Origin of the sequence: Streptococcus iniae (assembly GCF_030732225.1) — a bacterium.
GTDB lineage: Bacteria > Bacillota > Bacilli > Lactobacillales > Streptococcaceae > Streptococcus > Streptococcus iniae.
In genome coordinates this window covers 252,558-272,805 of sequence record NZ_CP132230.1, presented here as the reverse complement: position 1 = coordinate 272,805, position 20,248 = coordinate 252,558, and the positions used below count along the sequence as shown (strand labels likewise).

The 20,248-nt window shown below is 37.7% G+C and carries 15 protein-coding genes and 1 pseudogene; 5 read left to right on the top strand and 11 right to left on the bottom strand.

Annotated elements, in window-relative coordinates:
* Positions 1–544: 544 nt before the first annotated feature.
* From Q9317_RS01505 to Q9317_RS01495, 3 genes are all read left to right on the top strand, one after another.
* Positions 545–1,650 (top strand): IS3 family transposase gene (locus Q9317_RS01505; protein ID WP_089180042.1). Its coding sequence is split into 2 segments (ribosomal slippage): positions 545–821 and positions 821–1,650, totalling 1,107 coding nucleotides; the frame shifts between segments, so codons are not numbered across the junction.
* 92 nt (positions 1,651–1,742) lie between these two features.
* Complete coding sequence (locus Q9317_RS01500) at positions 1,743–2,249, top strand: DNA topology modulation protein (protein ID WP_003099050.1); 507 nt, start codon at positions 1,743–1,745, stop codon at positions 2,247–2,249.
* 81 nt (positions 2,250–2,330) lie between these two features.
* A complete protein-coding gene (locus Q9317_RS01495; RefSeq protein WP_003099048.1) occupies positions 2,331–3,773 on the top strand; it encodes an FAD/NAD(P)-binding protein in 1,443 nt (480 codons plus the stop codon).
* A 31-nt stretch (positions 3,774–3,804) separates the two neighbouring features.
* Here Q9317_RS01495 and Q9317_RS01490 read toward each other — a convergent pair.
* The 4 genes and pseudogenes from Q9317_RS01490 to Q9317_RS01475 form a co-directional block, all read right to left on the bottom strand.
* A pseudogene (locus Q9317_RS01490) lies at positions 3,805–5,247 on the bottom strand (IS1182 family transposase).
* Between the two features lie 288 nt (positions 5,248–5,535).
* Complete coding sequence (locus tag Q9317_RS01485) at positions 5,536–5,991, bottom strand: hypothetical protein (RefSeq protein WP_003099045.1); 456 nt, start codon at positions 5,989–5,991, stop codon at positions 5,536–5,538.
* 134 nt (positions 5,992–6,125) lie between these two features.
* Complete coding sequence (locus tag Q9317_RS01480) at positions 6,126–7,316, bottom strand: MFS transporter (protein ID WP_016355790.1); 1,191 nt, start codon at positions 7,314–7,316, stop codon at positions 6,126–6,128.
* Between the two features lie 77 nt (positions 7,317–7,393).
* Complete coding sequence (locus Q9317_RS01475; RefSeq protein WP_003099042.1) at positions 7,394–8,263, bottom strand: Rgg/GadR/MutR family transcriptional regulator; 870 nt, start codon at positions 8,261–8,263, stop codon at positions 7,394–7,396.
* Between the two features lie 226 nt (positions 8,264–8,489).
* Here Q9317_RS01475 and Q9317_RS01470 point away from each other — a divergent pair, with 226 nt between their 5' ends.
* Positions 8,490–9,086: a uridine kinase family protein gene (locus Q9317_RS01470; RefSeq protein WP_003099040.1), complete on the top strand. Its 597-nt coding sequence runs from the start codon at positions 8,490–8,492 to the stop codon at positions 9,084–9,086.
* A gap of 154 nt (positions 9,087–9,240) precedes the next feature.
* Here Q9317_RS01470 and Q9317_RS01465 read toward each other — a convergent pair whose 3' ends face one another.
* From Q9317_RS01465 to Q9317_RS01445, 5 genes are all read right to left on the bottom strand, one after another.
* Positions 9,241–10,302 (bottom strand): HAMP domain-containing sensor histidine kinase, encoded by a 1,062-nt coding sequence (locus Q9317_RS01465; protein WP_003099038.1) that lies wholly within the window; start codon positions 10,300–10,302, stop codon positions 9,241–9,243.
* Entirely contained in the window at positions 10,289–10,978 is a 690-nt protein-coding gene (locus Q9317_RS01460) for a response regulator transcription factor (RefSeq protein WP_003099036.1), read from the bottom strand. The genes Q9317_RS01465 and Q9317_RS01460 overlap by 14 nt, the downstream gene beginning before the upstream one ends.
* A gap of 42 nt (positions 10,979–11,020) precedes the next feature.
* A complete protein-coding gene (locus Q9317_RS01455) occupies positions 11,021–11,698 on the bottom strand; it encodes an ABC transporter ATP-binding protein (RefSeq protein ID WP_003099034.1) in 678 nt (225 codons plus the stop codon).
* Between the two features lies 1 nt (position 11,699).
* Entirely contained in the window at positions 11,700–12,785 is a 1,086-nt protein-coding gene (locus Q9317_RS01450) for an ABC transporter permease (protein WP_003099032.1), read from the bottom strand.
* A 133-nt stretch (positions 12,786–12,918) separates the two neighbouring features.
* Positions 12,919–13,989: an SSURE domain-containing protein gene (locus Q9317_RS01445; protein ID WP_003099030.1), complete on the bottom strand. Its 1,071-nt coding sequence runs from the start codon at positions 13,987–13,989 to the stop codon at positions 12,919–12,921.
* Positions 13,990–14,130: 141 nt separating this feature from the next.
* On the opposite strand from Q9317_RS01445, the gene Q9317_RS01440 reads away from it, so the two are divergent.
* Positions 14,131–15,306: an IS256 family transposase gene (locus Q9317_RS01440; protein ID WP_003099060.1), complete on the top strand. Its 1,176-nt coding sequence runs from the start codon at positions 14,131–14,133 to the stop codon at positions 15,304–15,306.
* A gap of 216 nt (positions 15,307–15,522) precedes the next feature.
* On the opposite strand, the gene Q9317_RS01435 is transcribed toward Q9317_RS01440, so the two are convergent.
* Both Q9317_RS01435 and nifJ read right to left on the bottom strand, forming a co-directional pair.
* Complete coding sequence (locus Q9317_RS01435) at positions 15,523–16,557, bottom strand: DMT family transporter (RefSeq protein ID WP_003099028.1); 1,035 nt, start codon at positions 16,555–16,557, stop codon at positions 15,523–15,525.
* A 19-nt stretch (positions 16,558–16,576) separates the two neighbouring features.
* Positions 16,577–20,212 (bottom strand): pyruvate:ferredoxin (flavodoxin) oxidoreductase, encoded by a 3,636-nt coding sequence (gene nifJ / locus Q9317_RS01430; protein WP_003099026.1) that lies wholly within the window; start codon positions 20,210–20,212, stop codon positions 16,577–16,579.
* Between the last annotated feature and the right edge of the window lie 36 nt (positions 20,213–20,248).

Here is a 20,248-nt window from a genome sequence, read left to right as displayed (position 1 = left end):
AATTTCTTTCACAATAATAAGAATAATTAATACAGGTACCATAATAGTACTCTTAAAAAATAAAACAATTTGTTTAAACCATTCTTGTCTTGTAAGTATCTCCTTAGTTTGTTTGCATGTAAAAATAAAGACTTGTAACTCAAACAAAAAGCTCCAAAAAATAAGAATTAAGTTTTTTTTCAAAGATAAATTGTACACATTCCCTATCACAAATAATATTATTCCAGAAATACTTATAATAACTAAAAATCTTAATATAGTTCGCATATTCTCCTCTTCTCTAACCCATGTAACCATATGACACATCACTTCATCAACCTTGCCTAATCTAATAAAAGAGAAAGCCAGCTCATCTATACCATTTATTATACTCCTTTCTGCACCAAACATCTATAATGTAACTATAATCTTTTTAAAACTAACTTTAACTCCTTTAATGTATTCCATAACACTCAGCAAGTAATTATCATAGTATGAATAGGTTACACTAAACTAGACAGAAATTATAAAGTGTTCTACACTTAAGAAAAACGGGAGAAAAACCATGTCTAGAAAAGTACGTCGTCACTTCACCGATGATTTTAAGCAACAAATTGTGGACCTTTACAATGCTGGTAGAAAGCGTAGCAGCCTCATCAAGGAATACGAGCTAACCCCTTCCACCTTCGATAAGTGGGTTAGACAAGCCAAAACAACTGGTTCATTCAAGTCTGTTGATAATCTGACAGATGAACAGCGGGAGCTAATTGAACTCAGGAAACACAATAAAGAACTCGAAATGCAATTAGATATCCTAAAGCAAGCGGCAGTGATTATGGCACAAAAAGGGAAATAATCACTGCTAATAAGGCTAAATACAGCATTTCAAAGATGTGTCGCTGGCTGAATATGCCACGCTCAAGTTATTACTATCAAGCCGTGGAGTCAGTATCTGAAACGGAGTTTGAAGAAACTATTAAAAGAATTTTCCTCGAGAGCGAGTCCAGATACGGATCCAGAAAAATCAAAATATGCTTGAATAACGAAGGTATCACACTTTCACGGCGTCGGATTCGACGCATTATGAAGCGACTCAATTTGGTTTCTGTTTATCAGAAAGCCACCTTCAAACCACATTCTAGAGGCAAGAATGAAGCCCCTATTCCCAACCACTTAGACAGGCAGTTTAAGCAAGAAAGACCACTACAAGCCTTAGTCACTGACTTAACCTATGTTCGTGTAGGCAATCGTTGGGCTTATGTTTGCCTCATCATTGACCTATACAACCGTGAAATCATCGGCCTGTCTCTTGGTTGGCACAAGACCGCTGAACTCGTTAAGCAAGCCATACAAAGCATCCCTTACGCCCTGACCAAAGTCAAGATGTTCCATTCAGATCGTGGCAAAGAGTTTGATAATCAGTTAATTGATGAAATATTGGAAGCCTTTGGAATCACACGTTCGCTTAGTCAGGCTGGTTGTCCTTATGACAATGCCGTAGCTGAAAGTACGTATCGTGCTTTCAAAATTGAATTTGTTGATCAAGAAACCTTTCAATCGCTGGAAGAACTAGTTCTTAAGACTAAAGACTATGTTCATTGGTGGAATTACCACCGCATTCATGGTAGTCTCAACTACCAAACACCAATGACTAAAAGATTAATTGCCTAGAAAAACACTTTATAAATGTTGTACAGAAAAGTGTTGCCTTTTCAGTAACCGTGGTATACTATGGTAGTGATTAATGTGTTAGGAGATAAAGAGTGAAAATTGTAATAATTGGACATAGTGGTTCTGGGAAATCGACTTTAGCAAATTTTTTAGGTCAACACGTCAATTGTAAGGTGCTTCATTTAGATAAAGTTCATTTTGCAGCAAACTGGCAAGAACGAACGGTTAATGACATGGCCCTTGATATTTCAACAGTTATGCAGCAAGATCATTGGATTATTGAAGGTAATTATTCCAATTGTCTCTATGAAGAGCGAATGAAAGAGGCTGATTGTATTATCTATTTTAACTTCAATAGATTTACCTGTTTCTACCGAGCTTTTAAGCGCTATCTCAACTACCGGGGACAAACACGTCCTGATATGGCTGAAGATTGTATTGAAAAGTTTGATTTTGAATTTATGAAATGGATTCTGTTCGATGGTCGTACGACACCTCGTTTAAGGAAATATAAAACAGTCATTGCAAGATATCCTCATAAAACAATCATTTTAAACAATCAAAAGCAGTTACATCACTATATGAACTCTGTCAAATAGGCAATATAGGAATACTGTGTTCTTTGTCATGTTTTGGCTCTGATTTATGCTATTATAGTTATGAAATGGAGGATGTAACTTGTGACGAAAAAAATTGCTATTGTGGGAATGGGTGTCAGCGGTTTAGCTGTTTTATTAGCTTTTTCCCGTGTTAAGTCAGATGATTTAGCTAATATCGAGCTCTACTGTTTTGATGATGCCAAACATTTTGGTCGAGGAATTCCCTTTCAAAGCGACCATAAGTCTGCTTTGATTAATTCTCCTATTAATGACATTTCTTTTGATTATCGTGACATGGAAGATTTCATTAAATGGCTCGCTGAGAATGGCTATGACACCGAGAAAAACTATGTTTCTAGGTCTCTTTATGGCAAATACTTATCCGAAAGAGCTGATGATTTTATTCATAAGTTGCCTGTTAGGACAATTAAAGAGAGCATCAATGATTTGCACTACCTTTCAAAAACAAAACAATGGCAAATCACTATTAAAAATGAAGTTTTTCCAACCCTTTTTGATGAACTCCATCTTGCTTGTGGGCAACTCTCTACTAGTGATCCATACCAATTAGATGGAAATGCCAATTATATTTCTGATCCTTACCCTATTCAAAAATTAGCTCAAATGAATTGGAATTCCAAAAGAATCGCTGTGATAGGAACTGGACTAGCTGCTGTTGATGTGCTTAAATGGCTGATTACTAATACTAAAACCTCTCTCATAGCCTTTTCACGGTCCAATGCCTTTCCAAGCTCACGGGTTATTGACAATCAGCCGATTCCCTGGCAGTTTTTCACTCAAGAAAAATTACAAACTCTATTACACCGAGAAACTAAGCATTTTTCTATGGAAGAATTTGAAGAGCTTTTCCTTGGTGAATTACAAAACCTTGGTTTTAAGGACTGGGAAAGTACAAAAAATCAATTCTTGGCAACTGGAACACAGGGCATTGCTTTGGCATCTCAATTCCCACGTCAGCTTTTTTTCTTACAACAATTGGCTTCAAGAGTTACTGACTGGTTTACCGATTTATGGCCTTTGATGACACCGTCAGATCAAAAAGAGTATCAAAAAATCTATGGGAAAGCTATTATTAATTTACGAAATCCTATGCCAGAGGAATCTGCCCAGATAATCCTTGAGGCATCTAAAACAAAGAGACTTACAATTGTTGAGGATGTTGAGGAAGTCAATGTTACTGATTCTGGTTTTTCTTTGACAGTCAAAGACTCATCTGAACAAAGGGTTGATATGGTCATCAATGCAACGGGCTACAACCTTACCAAAGAAAACCAAACCAGAGCAACTCCTCTGCTCCAATCCCTCCTTAATCAACAACTTTGTCAAATTGATCCATTAGGTGGCCTCGCCATTTTTCCTGAGACTGTTCAGGTGATTTCTCCCAAATATGGAATCATGCCTACCTTATATGCCCATGGTGCTTTAGTCAATGGCGTCATTTACCAGAATAACTCAACCATTAAAATTCAAAAATTAGCAGAACGAGCAGTCTTAAGACAATAAGTCATCTTTAACATCATAAAAAAGCCTTATATTAAAGGCTTTCAGATTGTAGACAAACTTCATTTTTGAGGTTTGTCTTTTTTTGTATATTGCCGAAATATGGTGGAAATTGTCAGATTTGGACAAAATAAAAAGGCTTCCCAGCCATCATTTTCACCAGTTTTTTGATATTAAGACATGCCAAAGTCAGTCCAACCTTGTCTTCCATTTTGGACTTTCCTCTTTCTCTTGCATAACGTAAATTATGGTATTCTTTTGCTGTTCCAAAGAGTCGTTCAATCGTTTCCTTACGTTTTTGATAGAGCTCCTTCATTCCTTTTTGATGCCGAATATCCTCACAAATATCCAGGTAGTCTTTCCAGATATGTCGGGTCACTACCTTTTGGTGATTCTTACTGTCAGTACAAATTCCTAGAAGGGGACAAGAAACACAAATTTCGGGGGCACTTTTATATTCTCTGTAGCCAGCTCGATTTGTTGTTGTATAAGACAATACTTGGTGTTCAGGACAAAGATAACACTCATAATAGGAGTCATAAATAAAATCATTTGGTCTTAAATTGCCTTTCTTACCACGAGGCCTAGTATAGGGGAAAACAGGTCTCACTTCATTATCCAAGAGTAACTTGGCAATACTAGGAGTCTTGTAGCCAGAATCAGCGATAATAAAGTCTGGCCGGAACTCTTTTATCTTCTTCCAAAGTGCAGGAAATGCTTGACTATCATGAGTATTTCCTGCATCTACAGTATAGGCTAAGACCCAACCGTTCTTATCGCATGCCACTTGACTTGTGTAAGCAAAGACATCTTTATGTTCTCCCTTATGATACCAACCACTTTCAGGATCGGTCGTAGAAACTTTCTTATTTATGGGCTCTTTTTCTTTGGCGAGCCCTAGCGACTTTTTTTCATGTTTCTCCCTGTCCCTAGCAATTTCCAGCTCCAATTGGTCACTCATAAACTTAGCTTGTCTATCAACTTTCTGATTGCTATATTTGTGACTGTTGGCAGCTGCCTTGATATGAGTGCCATCCACAAAAATTTCAGTCGGATCAATCAGCCCAGCATTAAGGCATAGCCCTAATATATGAGAAAAGATGGCTTCAATCACTTGTTTATCTTGAAAACGACGACTGTAGTTCTTGCCGTAAGTCGTAAAATGAGGGACCTTATCTTCCAATGTCAATCCAAGAAACCAGCGGTAAGCCACATTCACTTCTATCTCTTTAATGGTTTGTCTCATAGAACGAATACCAAAGAGACATTGGATAATAGGGAGTTTAACTAACATCACTGGATCTGAACTAGGACGCCCATTATCAAGACAATAACTATCTGTCACTAAGTCATAAATAAAAGAGAAATCAATAGCTTGGTCAATTTGACGAAGCAGATGATCTTCTGGAACTAACTCATCTAGGGTATAAAAACCGACTTGATTGCGATTGAAATTAGGATTTTCTTTGTGAAACATAGAGAGCACCTCACAATTATTTTTTCTATTATTATACTCCCAAGAAGAGAAAATCTCTCACTTTTAATGACGATTGTGATGTTTTTCCCGGTGGCATGAGTGGCTTATTCCGAATTAGAAAAGCCACGACGGAATTTTTTAGACCAGGGCTAAAAAATGAGTAATGGAATTCCGAAGGAAGTCGCTTACGTCCGAGCCACTTTTGAAAAACATCAAAAAGAGTGAAGACAAGGACTTTGTCTTCACTCTGAGCCTTTTTTTTAAAAAGGCTTTTTCTCTGTTTTTATGCTAGTTTATCTCTGTTTTATTCATTTTGGCTTGCCTTAGGGCTGCTTTGATTTCTCCAACGGTTGCTGCGTCAGGACTTCTTGTATCAACTGACACTCGCTTTCCGTCTTTATGTGATATGACGGCACCAACACCAACAAAGTCTGGAATTATATTTGTGAAAAAACCACTTCCTCCGTCTGGGTTTGCAATCACTATTTGTGAATCAGGATAGTCCAAAATCTGATTGATAAATGCTTCATCACTATCCTTGTAGGCCTTTACTAAGGTTTTTACTGTCTTATTTTCTGTTTTAACAAGCTCTTTCTCCCTTGTAACGGCACCTATTTTACTTATTGATGCCGTGTTAGGTTTTGTAGAAACCTTATTGGTACTGCTAGAATCCAATCCCTTAGTCACTAAAAATACAGCCAACAGTGTTGCCAAAAGGGCAATGAGATGCTTCATTTTATTCATTTTTTTCTCCTCATATGATTAACAACCTTTACAATCATCTGGTAAACAGGACTCATTAGAAACTCTTTTTTCAACTTCATTTTACCACCTTAAAGCATTTGACTCAATGCATAAGATAAGAAAATGCCCAGTTTCTATTTGAAATTTTTGACAGCATAAGAATAAGCAAAAGCTGACAGTACTGTTATGGCTAAACCAATAACTAAAAACGACCTTCTATCAACGGATGATGGCAATACTGTCATTAAAAACGTTCCTAATGGCATAAATACTATTGCAACCGTGTAGATTGAACTAAATACTCTACCAAGCAACTCTGCTGGTACTTTTTTAGAAACCAAGGTGAAAAAGTGAATATTAAATATTGTTAGAAAAAGAGAAAATATGAGGTTCCCTAAAAGAATGACTATTATAGGAAGACCTAGAGTTGCAAACACAGTTAGTAAGGTAAGACCCAATCCACTTAAAGCAAGAGAGAGCAAGAGACTTTTGTAAGTGTTTTTAAATACCTTACTTGAAAGAAATGCTCCTAAGATGGCCCCCAAAGCACCAGCTGTTAGAAGACTGGCATAACTTGACTGATTTGAAAACAATTGATTGGTAAAAGGAATCAGGTAGTTATAGGCCGCTATAAAAAAATTCACTAGAGAAGCTATAATCAAGAGAAAGAAAATCTCTTTTTCAGTGCTAACAAATTTAAGGCCTTCAATAATATCCATAAAAATTTCTTTGACAGTTACTCTTTGTTTATTTTCTGTAACATGTCCTTCCGGTGCTTTTAGCGACAATAAAATCAAAAATGATACCATAAAACTGATGCCATCACTAATCAATGTTGGTTTTAAACCAAATCTGTCAACAAACAAAAAGGCTAAAATTGGTGATGATACACTGACAATTTGTGACAGCATTTCTAGATGAGCATTAAATGCAACTAATCTATCTTCTTCAACTAAATTTGCCACATAGGACCGAAAAGAAGTCCCTGAAAAGGCATGTAACACAGCCAAAACGCCATTGACTACAATAAGCCCCCAAAGCATTATGTCTTTTGTCCCAAATAGACCTAGAGTTAGACACATGATAGAAGCTATCAAATCTGTTACCAATAATATTTTTCGTCTTTTAAAGCGATCAGCAACTGCTCCTCCAATTGGATTTAAAAGAAGTGAGATCACATTTTCAGCTAATTGATAATAACCAATGTATTTTTGTCCAAGTATACCAAGACCAGCAAGCCATGTACTATTTCCGTAATCATACATCACATTGCCTATTTTACTTATCCCAACACTAGCTAATAATTTACCTTCATTTTTGTGCATCATTCTACCTCCTATTAATTGCTAATAGTATAAGGTATCTTAGTGATTTAGTTTAAAAAATCGCAAATCTACAAAAATTAATGTAAGCATTTTTTCAAGTCATTGGTGTAGTTATTGGCAAGATTAGTACAGCCAAGCCATTTAAAAATCTGTATGGCTTGGTTCATTTTTTCAATTCCAGATAAAGCGTACTTTTCTTTATATTCTTGGAGACCTAATAAGAAAAGATAAATGGTTCGTTCATAGACCTTTGTTTCATTGTGCAGTAATTTTTCAATTTCTGCCTGATAATACCTAGCAATTACTATGCTATCTCGATGTAAACAGGATTCCCAGATATTTAAAAGTGTCATTATCACCAGATCATTATGTGTTCCAATCTCTTGATAAAAATCTCTTCTATTAATAATTTCTTGACCCATTTTATGTAACAAGGGAACATCAATGAATAAATAAAGGTTTCCTATTAAAATAATTTCGTAAATTTCCCATTGTTCTGTGGAAAAAAGATAGTCTGATATTTCTTCAACATATTTTTTGGGAAAAGGGATACTTGAATCACACTTGCAAATGAAGCCTTGTAACAAAATAATATTTAGATAATGCCTATAATTACTTGACTGTTCTTTGAACTTTTCTTGCTCAGATACCAATAATTGGCGAAAGCCTTGAATATCTCGCTTATACTCTAAATCAATTAAAGATGACATAAAGCGAATTTGTTCTGTCTTTTGATAGTTATTCCATGTATCCATGAATTCTTTCATCTCTACATTAATGTTTTCCAATGCTATAAAAAATTTTTCCACAGAAAGAGCTGATTCCCCTCGCTCAAAGCGTGACAATTGGGAAACTGATACCTCATCGGTAGCAACTTGCTTTAAAGAAATATGTCTATTTTTTCGTAATAACCTAAAGGTACTACCTAGTTTTTGATAGCGTTCCATAATATACTCCTTAGTACTTCAATTATAGCGATGACTTGGCTTTTCTTTTGATTTTCCCATTTATGCAAAAAAATCTTGTCTTAATCAAAACTTTTCATGTTTTCTTTTACAGTTATTTTATCATAAGTGCGTAACTATGTTGGGCTAAAATAGGCTACTTTTAGTCTTCTGACTGGCTTTTCTATGGTTTATGGTATAATGAAAAAAACATTCAAAGGAGCTCTTTATGCCAGATTATAGTAACTACTTACCTTTAATTACTCAGTTCATTTCCGAGAAAAAGAAAGGTGTTATTCGTATTTATGGGCACGGGGCATCTGGAAAAACCACGTTTACCAAAAAATTGATTGAGCTCTTAAATCCTGAAGATGTTAACCTTCTTGAAACGGATCCTTACATTATTGATGGAACTTTTAGAAAATTCGTTCATTTAGTAAGTGATCCGGACCAGAAAGTAACGGCTAACGCACCAATTTCACACGAACTTAAAAGCTTACAACGCGATATCCTAGCTTTAAGAAACGGAATTGATATCATAACCATTGATGAGCCTTGGGCTCCAAGTAAGCGGCTAATCGCTAAAAAACCTATCCTAATTGTCGAAGGAATGTCAGCTGGTTTCCTACCTAGAGAATTATTTGATTTGTCCATTTGTTTACGTACTGATGCTGAATCTGAACTCGAAAGACGCCTTAATCGAGATGTTTCTGAAAGAGGACAGCAAAAAGAATGTATTGAACAAACACAACGGGTTAGACGCTCACAATATGAACACTACTACCAAACCACAGAAAAATTTGCGGACATGCTGATTGATAACTAAGAAAAAGCCTCCTCTAAAACTTTTTGATTGATTTCTCATAGAAAATCGTTTTGCTATGGGAAACGTAAGCCTTAATAGATAAATAACATTTATTTCTTACTTTTAGCAGTTACAAAAAGAATCCCCTCAACAGGTTTTGTTAAAGGGATTCTTTTTATGGTCTTATATTTCTAGGTAATGTGAGACTGACTTTAGTGCCTTGACCTAATTGGCTTGTGATTGTGATGGTTCCTGAGAGAGCTGTGACAATTTTTTTTACAATAGATAGTCCAAGGCCGTTGCCTTCTTGTGAATGCGAATGATCACTCTGATAAAAAGGTTCATAGAGTCGTCTTTGGTCTTCTTTTGAAATGCCGATACCTTGGTCTGTAATTACAACAGAGATACTATCTTTTTGATCTATGATTGCAATAGCTAGTCTGACGTCATCCCCTGAATATTTTATGGCATTGTCTAGGAGATTGATCCACACTTGCATGGTCAAGTGCGGGTCTGTCACCAGCCTAACTGCGTGAGGTGGCATTTCTAGAGAAATCTTCTTTTCTTTCCACTTTTCGGTCAAAAGAATCATGGCTTGTCGCAGTTGCTCATCAATCCTCGTTTCCTTGACTTCAAGTAAAAAATCTCTATCCAAACGGTTAAGATTTAAGATAGCATCACAAAGACGGCTAAGTCTGATTGTTTCTGACTGCATGATCTGTAATAGCTCCGCTTGGTCTTCGCAGGTTAGCTGATGACTTGCCAATAAGTCACTAACCCCAACGAGTGAAGCCACAGGCGTCTTTAATTCATGTGACACATTGGAAATAAATTCTTGCCTCATTTGGTCTAAATTCTTCAAATCCTGAGCCATTTGATTAAGATTCTGAGATAGCTCATCCAGTTCATTGTGATAATCTGCTGTGTCATTAGGGTATTTTTTACGAACCACCTGATAGTCAAAATTTCCCTTAGCCACTTCTTTGACGGCCTGATTCAACTGCTGAATAGGCCTTGTTAAGTGGATTGACCCTTGCCACATAATCAAGCTGCCTAAAAGAAGGATGACCATTGTGTAACTGCCAATAAAGAACATTAAACCGCCTTTAACACCAAACAAGAGGTGTAGCAGGCAAATAAAAAATAGACCTGAAAAGCAAGTAACCAGTAAAATACCTATAAAAAGCAAGACAAAATAATATCGCAGTGATAATTGCAAGTGTTTAGACTTTGCCATGACCTAATCTCCCTTTGTAGCCTAAGCCTCTAATAGTGATAATCTCAAAATCCGTATTGGCATTAAATTTATGCCGAACCCTTTTAACACAGGCGTCAACAAGCCTCTCATCCTTATCATCTTCCATTCCCCAAATCTCATCCAACAATTCAAGGCGGGTAAAAATTTGTTCAGGTCGACTTAATAATTTATAGAGCAAGTAAAATTCCTTTGGGGGAACTTGAATGACTTCTTGATGCTCTAACAAGGTCACTGTTAATTGCTTGTAATCCAAGATTGTCTGACCAACTTGTAATTGCTGTTCAACTTCCAATTGCGCACGCCTCAATAAGGCTTGCACGCGCAGCAATAATTCTTGAAGCCTGAGAGGTTTTACCAAATAATCATCAACGCCTAACCTAAAAGCCTCTTCTAGAGATTCTAGTTGAGATTTTGCTGTAATCATCAAAACTGGTAATTGGTAACCTGATTGGCGCAACACCTTCAAAAAACCATAACCATCTAACTGGGGCATCATGATGTCTGTGATAATGAGATCAATATGGTGTGACTCCATAACATCTAATGCTTCTTGGCCATTAAAAACAGAATGCACATTGAAGTTTTCTTGCTTTAACTTGGTTGAAATGATTTTATTTAATGACCGATCGTCTTCAGCAACTAAAATGGTAAACATAAGCCTCTCCTTTCCTTCATTATATCACAGAGCCATTGAAAGCTAGCGCTTGATTAATTTTCCATTTTTAAGGTCATAAATGGTGTCAACCAAATCCAAAATAGACTGGTCATGGGTTACCATAATAGCTACTTTTCCCTTTTGTTTGACCTCCATTTGAATCAAGCGCGCGATGTCACGCCCCCTTTCAGGATCCAGACTAGCCGTTGGTTCGTCAGCTAAAATCACCTGAGGATTCCCTATAAAAGCACGCGCAATTGCTGCCCTTTGTTTTTGACCACCAGACATCTTATTAGGGTACTTATCTTTACAAGCACTAATCCCCAAATCCTCTAAAAGCCTGTCGATTTCTAAATCTGCTGCTTTTTTATCCTTAATCCCTTTCATTTTAGCCACCATTTGCAATTGCTTGCCAATGGTCATAAAGGGTAACAACTGATGGTCCTGAAAAATAAAGCCTAACAATTCTTGACGTTTTTGTGTCCATTGCTTCTGCTTCAAAGCAGATAGGTCTTGATTTGCAATACGAATACTGCCAGAATCAGCTGATAGCAAGAGCCCTGCAATTGATAGAAGGGTTGATTTCCCAGACCCAGACGGCCCTAAAATAGCCACAAATTCATTTTTAGATACACTCAAATCAAGTTGGTCCAAGACCACTCGTTCACCTTCTCCATCTTGAAATTTTTTGGTTACACCACTTAATGCTAAGATTGTCATATTATTCTCCATTTCCACCAATCACTTCAACAGGATCAACTTGTCTAACCTTAAAGAGAGATAATGCCCCACAACTAATTGAAATCACCAAAAAACTAAGGGACACCAACAAGACATTGCTTGTTTTGAGGTAAAAAGGCATAGCTGATGGTAAAATGCTAGCCAGAAGACTAGTTAAGCCAAGTCCTGTCACAAGGCCAAATAAAGACAAAAGTGAAATCTGTGATAATTGGATGCCAGTAATAGCTGTCATGGACATGCCAATAGCTTTTAGAACTCCAAATTGTTTCAATTTTTGCAGGGTCAAAATATAAAAGAAAACGCCTAAAATAGCTGATGAGGCTATTAATAAAACCCAAGTAATCATTGTTAGGGTTAAGTGTTCAGCCTGATAGCCTGGAATTTTTGTAATGATGTCCTCTTTTTGATAGGCCTTAAGCTCTTTAGGCAATTTTTTAGGTTTGATCACATCACTTGTCACAATGGCTTGTGCTTGCCACTGGTACTGTGGATTACTTGCTTTTTTCATTGTTTCAAATGTTTTTGGAGTGATAAAGCCTACCGCGCTATGACCATACATGGCGTCATCAGTAAAACCAACAACTTTTAGGGGCATTTGTGACGCTTTGTCACGAATAGAACTCCCTATGGAAAGAGTTTCTTTAAAAGAGCTATCCAAAACAATTTCGCCTTCTTTTGCAGACAAGGCTTTGCCTTCAACAATTTTGGGATTTAAAAGGTCACTTTTTTCAATAGCAAAATAAGTTAAGTCTTTGCTTTGTGCATTATTTCCTAATTGCACACCAGAACGTTGGATAACAAGCTCTGCCTTATCTTTTAAAGCTAAATCTTCAATGGTATGATCCAGGTCTTTACTAATATTTGAAAAGGTAATAATCCCTTCGGCATCTTCTGATAAAAGGTAGGTTTTGTTGCCGTAGTTATCAATCTGAGCACTAACAGCACGTCCCAAACCATTTGTTAAGCCTGTCAGAAAAATCACCATAAAAATCATTAAAACAATCAGTAATTCAATCAAAATATATTTTTTAGGTTGGTACCTAAGTTCACTCCATGCAACTTTCATCACGGTCACTCCTTTTTTTAGTAACCCTAGTATAAAAAAGTATTGTGACCTGAATATGACCTTTTAAGGACTAACCCTAAAAAAAGTCAAACAGAGTTAGTAAACCAAGTTTGACTTTTTTATCATTGAGGCGCTATTTTACCATGATTGTAACCATTTTGTGATCAATAACCTTAGTCATGTCAGCTTTGCCATCTTTTGCCCCATAAATGGTAACCTCTGCCATGTAATCGTGTTTCCCATTTTTCATGAGTTTGCTTAAAAGGGCTTTGTCTTCTAATTGACCTGCTTTGCCATCCAATTTAACTTGGTAGAAATATTTATTTTTTTCCAAGTCTTTGACAAGAAAGAGAGCCTTATGTTTTTTGTCACCATTATCTGACCACTTAGCTCCTTTTGATGACGTTAAGAGAAGGCGAGTTAACATGCCATCTCCACCAAATGCTTCTAATGGCAATGTTTCGTTCACACCTGCTGTAAATGGACCAGGGAATTTGGCATTATTGACATATTTTCTAGGAATTTGGATCGTTTTTGAAACCATTGATTTCAGGCCTTTTTTCACTTCCTCATCACTTGTGCTTTTGTTTAACATCACTTTGACAGGTTTGCTTGCGACTTTAGTCATCATATCAGGCATTCCATCTTTTGCAGCATAAACCTCAACCATTGCTTTATAGGTCATTTTCCCATTCATTTGCAACTTGTCTAGCAAGGCTTTATCTTGCAAGTCACCCATTGGCCCATCGAGTTTAAGCTGATAATAATACATTCCTTTTTCTAAATCTTTAAAAGGTAGGAGCGCCTCATGCATGCTTGTTCCATTATCTGACCATGGTGCATCTTTTGATGAGGGCAATAAAAGTCGAGTAAGCATACCATCACCACCAAATAATTCAAAAGGAATGAACTGGTTAACACCCGCTGTAAATGGACCAGGAGACATGGCATTTGTCAGGTAGGAGGCTGGAACATCAATAGAAGTCTTAATGTTTTCCATGAGGGCTTTTTTGACCATTTGATCACTGGAATTGCCGTCAGTCATCATCATAGAATTTGTCTCCATCTGAGACGGCATGGCATCTTCAGCCATTGCTAGACTAGGAACTGCTAGCAATAAGACCAGACTACTTGATAAGAGTAATCCAGATTTTTTGACCCAAGTGGTTGGGCGTTTACCTTTTTGTTGAGACGTGTTTAACATAAAATGTCCTCTTTTCTTTTAAGTGACCTTAGTATAACAAGCACTTCTTAAGGTAGTGTAAAATATCTTGTGTAAACACAAAAAAGGAATAAATCCTGTATAGTAGAGTTACGACACTTCACTAGAAAGAGATTTATTCCCATGACTCAGTTTACCACAGAATTACTTAACTTCCTAGCGCAAAAACAAGATATTGATGAATTCTTTCGATCCTCTTTAGAAATAGCTATGAATGATCTCTTGCAGGTTGAACTATCAGCTTTCCTTGGATATGAGCCATATAAAAAAGAAGGTTACAATACAGGTAATAGCCGTAATGGGACCTACTCTCGACAGTTTGAAACGAAGTATGGCTTAGTCAATTTAATCATTCCAAGAGATCGAAACGGCGAGTTTTCACCAGTTTTATTACCATCTTATGCTAGACGAGATGACCACTTGGAAGAGATGGTGATTAAACTCTATCAAACTGGCGTTACGACACGCGAAATCAGTGACATTATTGAGCGCATGTATGGTCACCACTACAGTCCAGCAACGGTGTCAAATATCACAAAAGTGACTCAAGAAAGTGTCACTGCCTTTCATGAGCGTTCCTTTCAAACTAACTACTCAGTCTTGTATCTAGACGGAACTTACTTACCCTTGCGACGAGGTACGGTCAGTAAAGAATGTATTCACATTGCACTTGGTATCACGCCTGAAGGGTATAAATCAGTTCTTGGCTATGAGATTGCCCCTAATGAAAATAATGTCTCTTGGTCAGATCTTCTTAAGAGGCTACAAAATCAAGGACTTAAGCAAGTTTCTCTAGTTGTTACAGACGGGCTTAACGGTGTGGATCAAATCATCCAACAAGCCTATCCAATGGCTAAACAGCAACGGTGTCTGGTTCACATTGGTCGCAATATCTCCAGTAAGGTCAAACGAGTAGATAGGGCACCTATTCTAAATCAGTTCAAGCAGATTTATCGTGCCACAAATTTACAGGAGGCTATTAAATTATTGGAACAATTTGTTTCTGAGTGGAAACCTCGTTACAAAAAGGTTATGACATCACTTGAAACAACTGAAAATCTCCTAACTTTCTATCAATTTCCACATCACATTTGGTCTAGTATTTACTCTACAAACTTGATTGAATCACTCAATAAAGAAATCAAGCGACAAAGCAAGAAGAGGGTGGTTTTTCCAAATGAAGAAGCCTTAGAACGATGCCTTGTAAGTATTTTCGAAGACTATAACATTAAGTTCGGAGCTCGTATTCATAAAGGATTCGGAGTATGTTTTGACACACTTGATAGCTTATTTGACTAATATTCAAAAACTCTACTCTTGTGTTTACACAAAATTATTGACAGTATCCTTCTTAAGGCATTCTACATTATTTATTAACTAAATCTTAATTAGTGCTTATGGATTTATTAAGTCTTAAAAGAAACAAAAAATGAGAAGAGGCTAGTTCACACCTAACAAAAAGCCTTTGAGAAAGGCTTTTTGTCATTTTACATCATACCCAATAACTAAGACTTCTTACTCATTATCAAGGCTTAATTGTTCTTCAATGGTTTCTGGCTTTTTGAAGAAATCAAGTGGGTTCATGGTTACCAAGATTGCTCCCACGATGATAATGATTGAACCAAGTACAATTGTTGGTGTAATAGCTTGGTGTAAGAAGATGATACTGAACAAGACACCCCAGAAGGCATAGGTAATGTTCAAGGACATTCCAATAGCTGTTCCAATTGTCGAATTTGCCTTATACCAAAAGATGAAAGACATGCCCGCAGCAATCCCTGCTAAGGCTAACCAAAAGACTGGAACACCTACACTAATTGTTTTGATTAAAAGACCGACTGCTCCAATAGATGGAACAATCAAGATTAAGCTCACACAGCCTGAAATCAATTGACGGATATTAACTGCAACTTCTTGGTCAAGCATAGCCCCACCAAAAGCTGAAAACACCCCTTCAGCACCCCAGCAGATAGCTGCAATAAGGGCACAAATGATTCCCAATGTGAAGTTAGGTGCACCTTCTGGTTTTACCCAGTTAATAATAATAGCACCCGTAACACAGATAAACATTCCTGAACCTACACGGAAATTGATTTTTGTTTTTAAGAAGATAGCTGAAAAAAGTGCCCCAAACAAAGCATTGGTTGCTGAGATTGGAATAGCATATGCACCTGCAAAATAAAGACCAATAAGATAAGCCCCACTAGCAATTGGCCCACCTAATAAGAAGCCAATAATCAAAAGCTGACCAGGACGGGTTTTTAGGGTGCGAGGAATTTCTTTTAACTTACCTTGTTTCAAATTATAAAGGGTTAAAATCAAACCAGACAATAAGTCATTAAGACCCGATGTGACATAAGGAGCTGCTAAAATTCCTGCAGCTGTCGCTAAAGGACTATAACCACTAGCAACCATCAATAACACAGAATAAATGCCATAGGTGAAACCTGACATAATACCGTGAAACATACCTTTAACACGAAATTGATTGGTTACTTTATCCATCTGACTTTGCGCAGAAGCTATATGAGTGTGTTTTTTGCTTTCCATTTATTTACTCCATTTTTAGTTAAAAGTCGAGACTTTTTAAAATTTCTTCTAGGGAGTCATTTGCCATGACTGTTCCTTTTTTAGCATTTGCTCTAGCATGGGTGACCTCTGATTTAGAGATGAAACTGTCATGGTCTCCTGATAGCTTAGCATAAGTTAGAAATCGACGTCTAGCATTGCTGACGGTTTCTTGTAGTAATTGTTTAGCTGCAATAGGATTGACCTGCTCCAAGGCTGAAAAACGTTCTTGTTTCACCATAAAGTCAATCATTTTATCGAATTGAGGCCTTTTATAATCAAGCTGCATGGGGTTCTTACCCATTTCTTGTAATTGCGGGTTGTATCGGTAGAGAGACCAATAACCAGATGCCACAGCCTCCCTAGCTTCCTCTAGGCTCTCTTTTAGACCACCTGCAAGTCCATGACTAATACAAGGCACATAAGCAATAATAAGGGATGGTCCCGGATAACGTTCTGCCTCTTCAAAAGCTTTAATAAGCTGAATCGGATTTGCGCCACTAGCTACTTGGGCAACGTAAACGTTGCCATATGTCATGGCCATCATGCCCAAATCTTTTTTGGAGCCACGGTTCCCAGAGGATGAGAATTTGGCTATGGCTGATTTTGGCGTCCCTTTAGACACATGACCTCCGGTGTTAGAATAAGTTTCATTATCAAGCACCAAAATATTAAGATCTGCTCCACTGGCTAAGACATGATCAAGCCCACCAAAACCAATGTCATAAGCCCAACCATCACCACCAATTAACCATTGTGAAGGCTTAACAAATAAATCACTGTGAGCATAAAGCTCTTTTAAAAGTGGTTGGTCTTGCATTTCCTCAGATAAAGCTGACCTTAATTTTGCACTTCGTGCCCGAGATCCCAGACCCTGATGTAGATGCTCAATCCAGTCTTGCATCAAAGCTTTCAAGTCCAAACTAGCAACTGGCATTGCCTTTTGCATTAATGGCACCAAAGCTTGCCTTTGATTTTTATTAGCAAGCATCATGCCATAACCAAATTCAGCATTGTCCTCTAGAAGGGAATTGCTTAAAGCAGGGCCTTGCCCTAAAGCGTTTGTACTGTAAGGAGTTGCAGGTGCCATGACTCCCCAGATTGAGGAACAACCTGTGGCATTTGCCACCATCATGCGGTCACCAAATAATTGTGTTAAGAGTTTGATATAAGGGGTTTCCCCACAACCCGGACAAGCTCCTGAAAACTCTAATAAGGGTTGCTCAAATTGCGTGAATAGAAGACTCCCTGGTTTTGCGGGATTCTCTTTGGCCCGCAAAGACATGGCGAAAGCCCAATTGATGGCTTCTTCTTTCATTTTGAGCTCATTGTCACTGGTTACTGGCACCATTTTAAGGGCCTTGCCTCTGGCTGGGCAAGTTTTAACACAGAGTTCACAGCCTGTACAGTTTTCTACTGACACTTGAATTCTGTATAGAAGACCATCTTGTCCTTTGAAATCTCTAACGTTGTAGCCCTTTGGCGCCACATTGAGCTCATCTTGATCGATTAGAAAAGGTCGAATGGCTGCATGTGGACAAACAAAAGCACACTGATTACACTGAATGCATGCATCCGCATTCCATTCAGGAACTTCAAGGGCTAAACTGCGTTTTTCATGCACTACCTGTCCTAAAGGTAAATCACCTGCTACCATACCATGTTTGATCAATTGCCCTACAGATATCGTATCGCCTTCCAATCTAGTTGTAGGCTCTTGAATATCTCTAAAATAAGCATTTGTCTGAGCCATCCTTTTCATGCTAGTTGGCTGAGCATAACTCCATTCTTTAGGAACATCAATCTTTTGCAGAGCATCCATGGACAAGGCTATTGCCTTGAGATTTTTTGCAACGACCTCTGGCGATTTCTGCTTATAAGTCTTTAAAACGTGATCTTTCATGGCCAAAATAGCTTCTTGCATTGGTAAAAGTTGTGTCAACTTAAAAAATGCCGTCTGCATGCAGATGCTTGATTTGCGGTCTAGGCCAACAGTTTGAGCAATTTGATAGGCGTTGATTGTATAAAAACGAATCTGATGATCTGCTAGGTATTTTTTTAGATTAGCAGGCAAATTGCGATGAAGTTGCTCCTGACTCCAAGTGGTATTAAGAAGAAAAATCCCTCCTTGTTTCAACCCTTTGAGCAAGTCGTATTGCCTCAGGTAGGCAGCTGTTGACACCCCCACAAAATCAGGTTCTTGAACAAAATAAGAAGATTTGATGGCTTCTGGGCTAAACCTCAAATGGGAAACCGTTAAACCATTTTGCTTACGCGAATCATAATAAAAATAGGCTTGAACTTCCTTATCAGTATGCTCACCAATAATTTTGACATTGGATTTATTGAGACTGACTGTTCCATCACCACCTAAGCCCCAGAACTTAACCTGATAACTGTTTTTTCCTGTTAAATCAAGAGTTTCTCCTAGAGCTAGAGATAAATGGGTGACATCATCTTCAATTCCAAGTGTAAAGTGTTTTTTAGCATCTGATTTTTGTAACTCGTCAAAGACTGCAATAATCTGCTCTGGTCCTGTATCCTTACAGCCAATACCATATCTACCACCAATAACCTTAGGACGACAAGCACTTTCAAACAGAGCTGATTGCACATCCATAAAAAGTGGCTCACCAATAGCACCTGGCTCTTTGGTTCTGTCTAAGACAGCAATTGCTTGGACACTCTTAGGTAAAATGGCTAAGAAATGCTCTTTGGGAAATGGGCGGTAAAGGTGGACATTAATAAAACCAACTTTTCGCCCTTTTTGATTCAAATAATACACGGTTTGTTCAATGGTTTGTGCTACTGAACCCATTGCAATAATCAGTTCACTTGCTTGTTTATCCCCATAATAAGTCATTAAATCATAATGGGTTCCTCGCAAGGCATTGATTTTTTGCATGTACTTTTGAACGACATAAGGGATAATCTGATAATGTCTATTGACCGTTTCACGTTGTTGAAAATAGAGTTCTGGCCCTTGGTTGCTTCCAGAAACCTTGGGGTGGTTTGGATTCATAGCCCTTGAACGGAAAACAGCAAGTGCCTCCTCGTTTAAGAGTGGTCTTAAATCATCATTATCAAAAACCTCTATGCGTTGCAATTCATGACTTGTTCTAAAGCCGTCAAAAAAGCTGACAAAAGGAATACTGGTTTCTAGAGTTGCCAAATGCGCAAGAACTGATAAATCCATAACCTCTTGAACAGAACTTTCCGCTAGCATGGCACAACCACTTTGACGAACAGACATGACATCACTATGGTCACCAAAAATACTAAGTGCATTAGTAGTCACTGCTCTTGCTGCCACATGAAAAACTGCGGGAAGTAGTTCCCCTGCAATTTTATAAAGGTTAGGCAACATGAGTAAGAGTCCTTGTGAGGAGGTAAAGGTGGTTGTTAACGCTCCTGTTTTTAATGCACCGTGAACAAAGCCAGCGACACCCGCCTCTGACTGCATCTCAACAACCTTCAGTTCTTGCCCAAACAGATTCTTTCGTCCTTCTGTTTGCCAGATATCCACTGATTCAGCCATAGTTGAACTTGGCGTAATGGGATAAATACCTGCCATATCACTAAAAGCATATGCAATGTGAGCTGCGGCTGTATTGCCATCCATGATTTCTTTGTGCATCCTTTACCTCCTTTCTAATCTGTCTTTAAAAATCGT

Bases quoted from the DNA above. Each gene is read 5' to 3' on its own strand.
- Q9317_RS01485 (WP_003099045.1), bottom strand. From the start codon at position 5,991: ATGAATAAAATGAAGCATCTCATTGCCCTTTTGGCAACACTGTTGGCT.
- Q9317_RS01480 (WP_016355790.1), bottom strand. From the start codon at position 7,316: ATGCACAAAAATGAAGGTAAATTATTAGCTAGTGTTGGGATAAGTAAA.
- Q9317_RS01475 (WP_003099042.1), bottom strand. From the start codon at position 8,263: ATGGAACGCTATCAAAAACTAGGTAGTACCTTTAGGTTATTACGAAAA.
- Q9317_RS01470 (WP_003099040.1), top strand. From the start codon at position 8,490: ATGCCAGATTATAGTAACTACTTACCTTTAATTACTCAGTTCATTTCC.
- Q9317_RS01465 (WP_003099038.1), bottom strand. From the start codon at position 10,302: ATGGCAAAGTCTAAACACTTGCAATTATCACTGCGATATTATTTTGTC.
- Q9317_RS01460 (WP_003099036.1), bottom strand. From the start codon at position 10,978: ATGTTTACCATTTTAGTTGCTGAAGACGATCGGTCATTAAATAAAATC.
- Q9317_RS01455 (WP_003099034.1), bottom strand. From the start codon at position 11,698: ATGACAATCTTAGCATTAAGTGGTGTAACCAAAAAATTTCAAGATGGA.
- Q9317_RS01450 (WP_003099032.1), bottom strand. From the start codon at position 12,785: ATGAAAGTTGCATGGAGTGAACTTAGGTACCAACCTAAAAAATATATT.
- Q9317_RS01445 (WP_003099030.1), bottom strand. From the start codon at position 13,989: ATGTTAAACACGTCTCAACAAAAAGGTAAACGCCCAACCACTTGGGTC.
- Q9317_RS01440 (WP_003099060.1), top strand. From the start codon at position 14,131: ATGACTCAGTTTACCACAGAATTACTTAACTTCCTAGCGCAAAAACAA.
- Q9317_RS01435 (WP_003099028.1), bottom strand. From the start codon at position 16,557: ATGGAAAGCAAAAAACACACTCATATAGCTTCTGCGCAAAGTCAGATG.
- nifJ (WP_003099026.1), bottom strand. From the start codon at position 20,212: ATGCACAAAGAAATCATGGATGGCAATACAGCCGCAGCTCACATTGCA.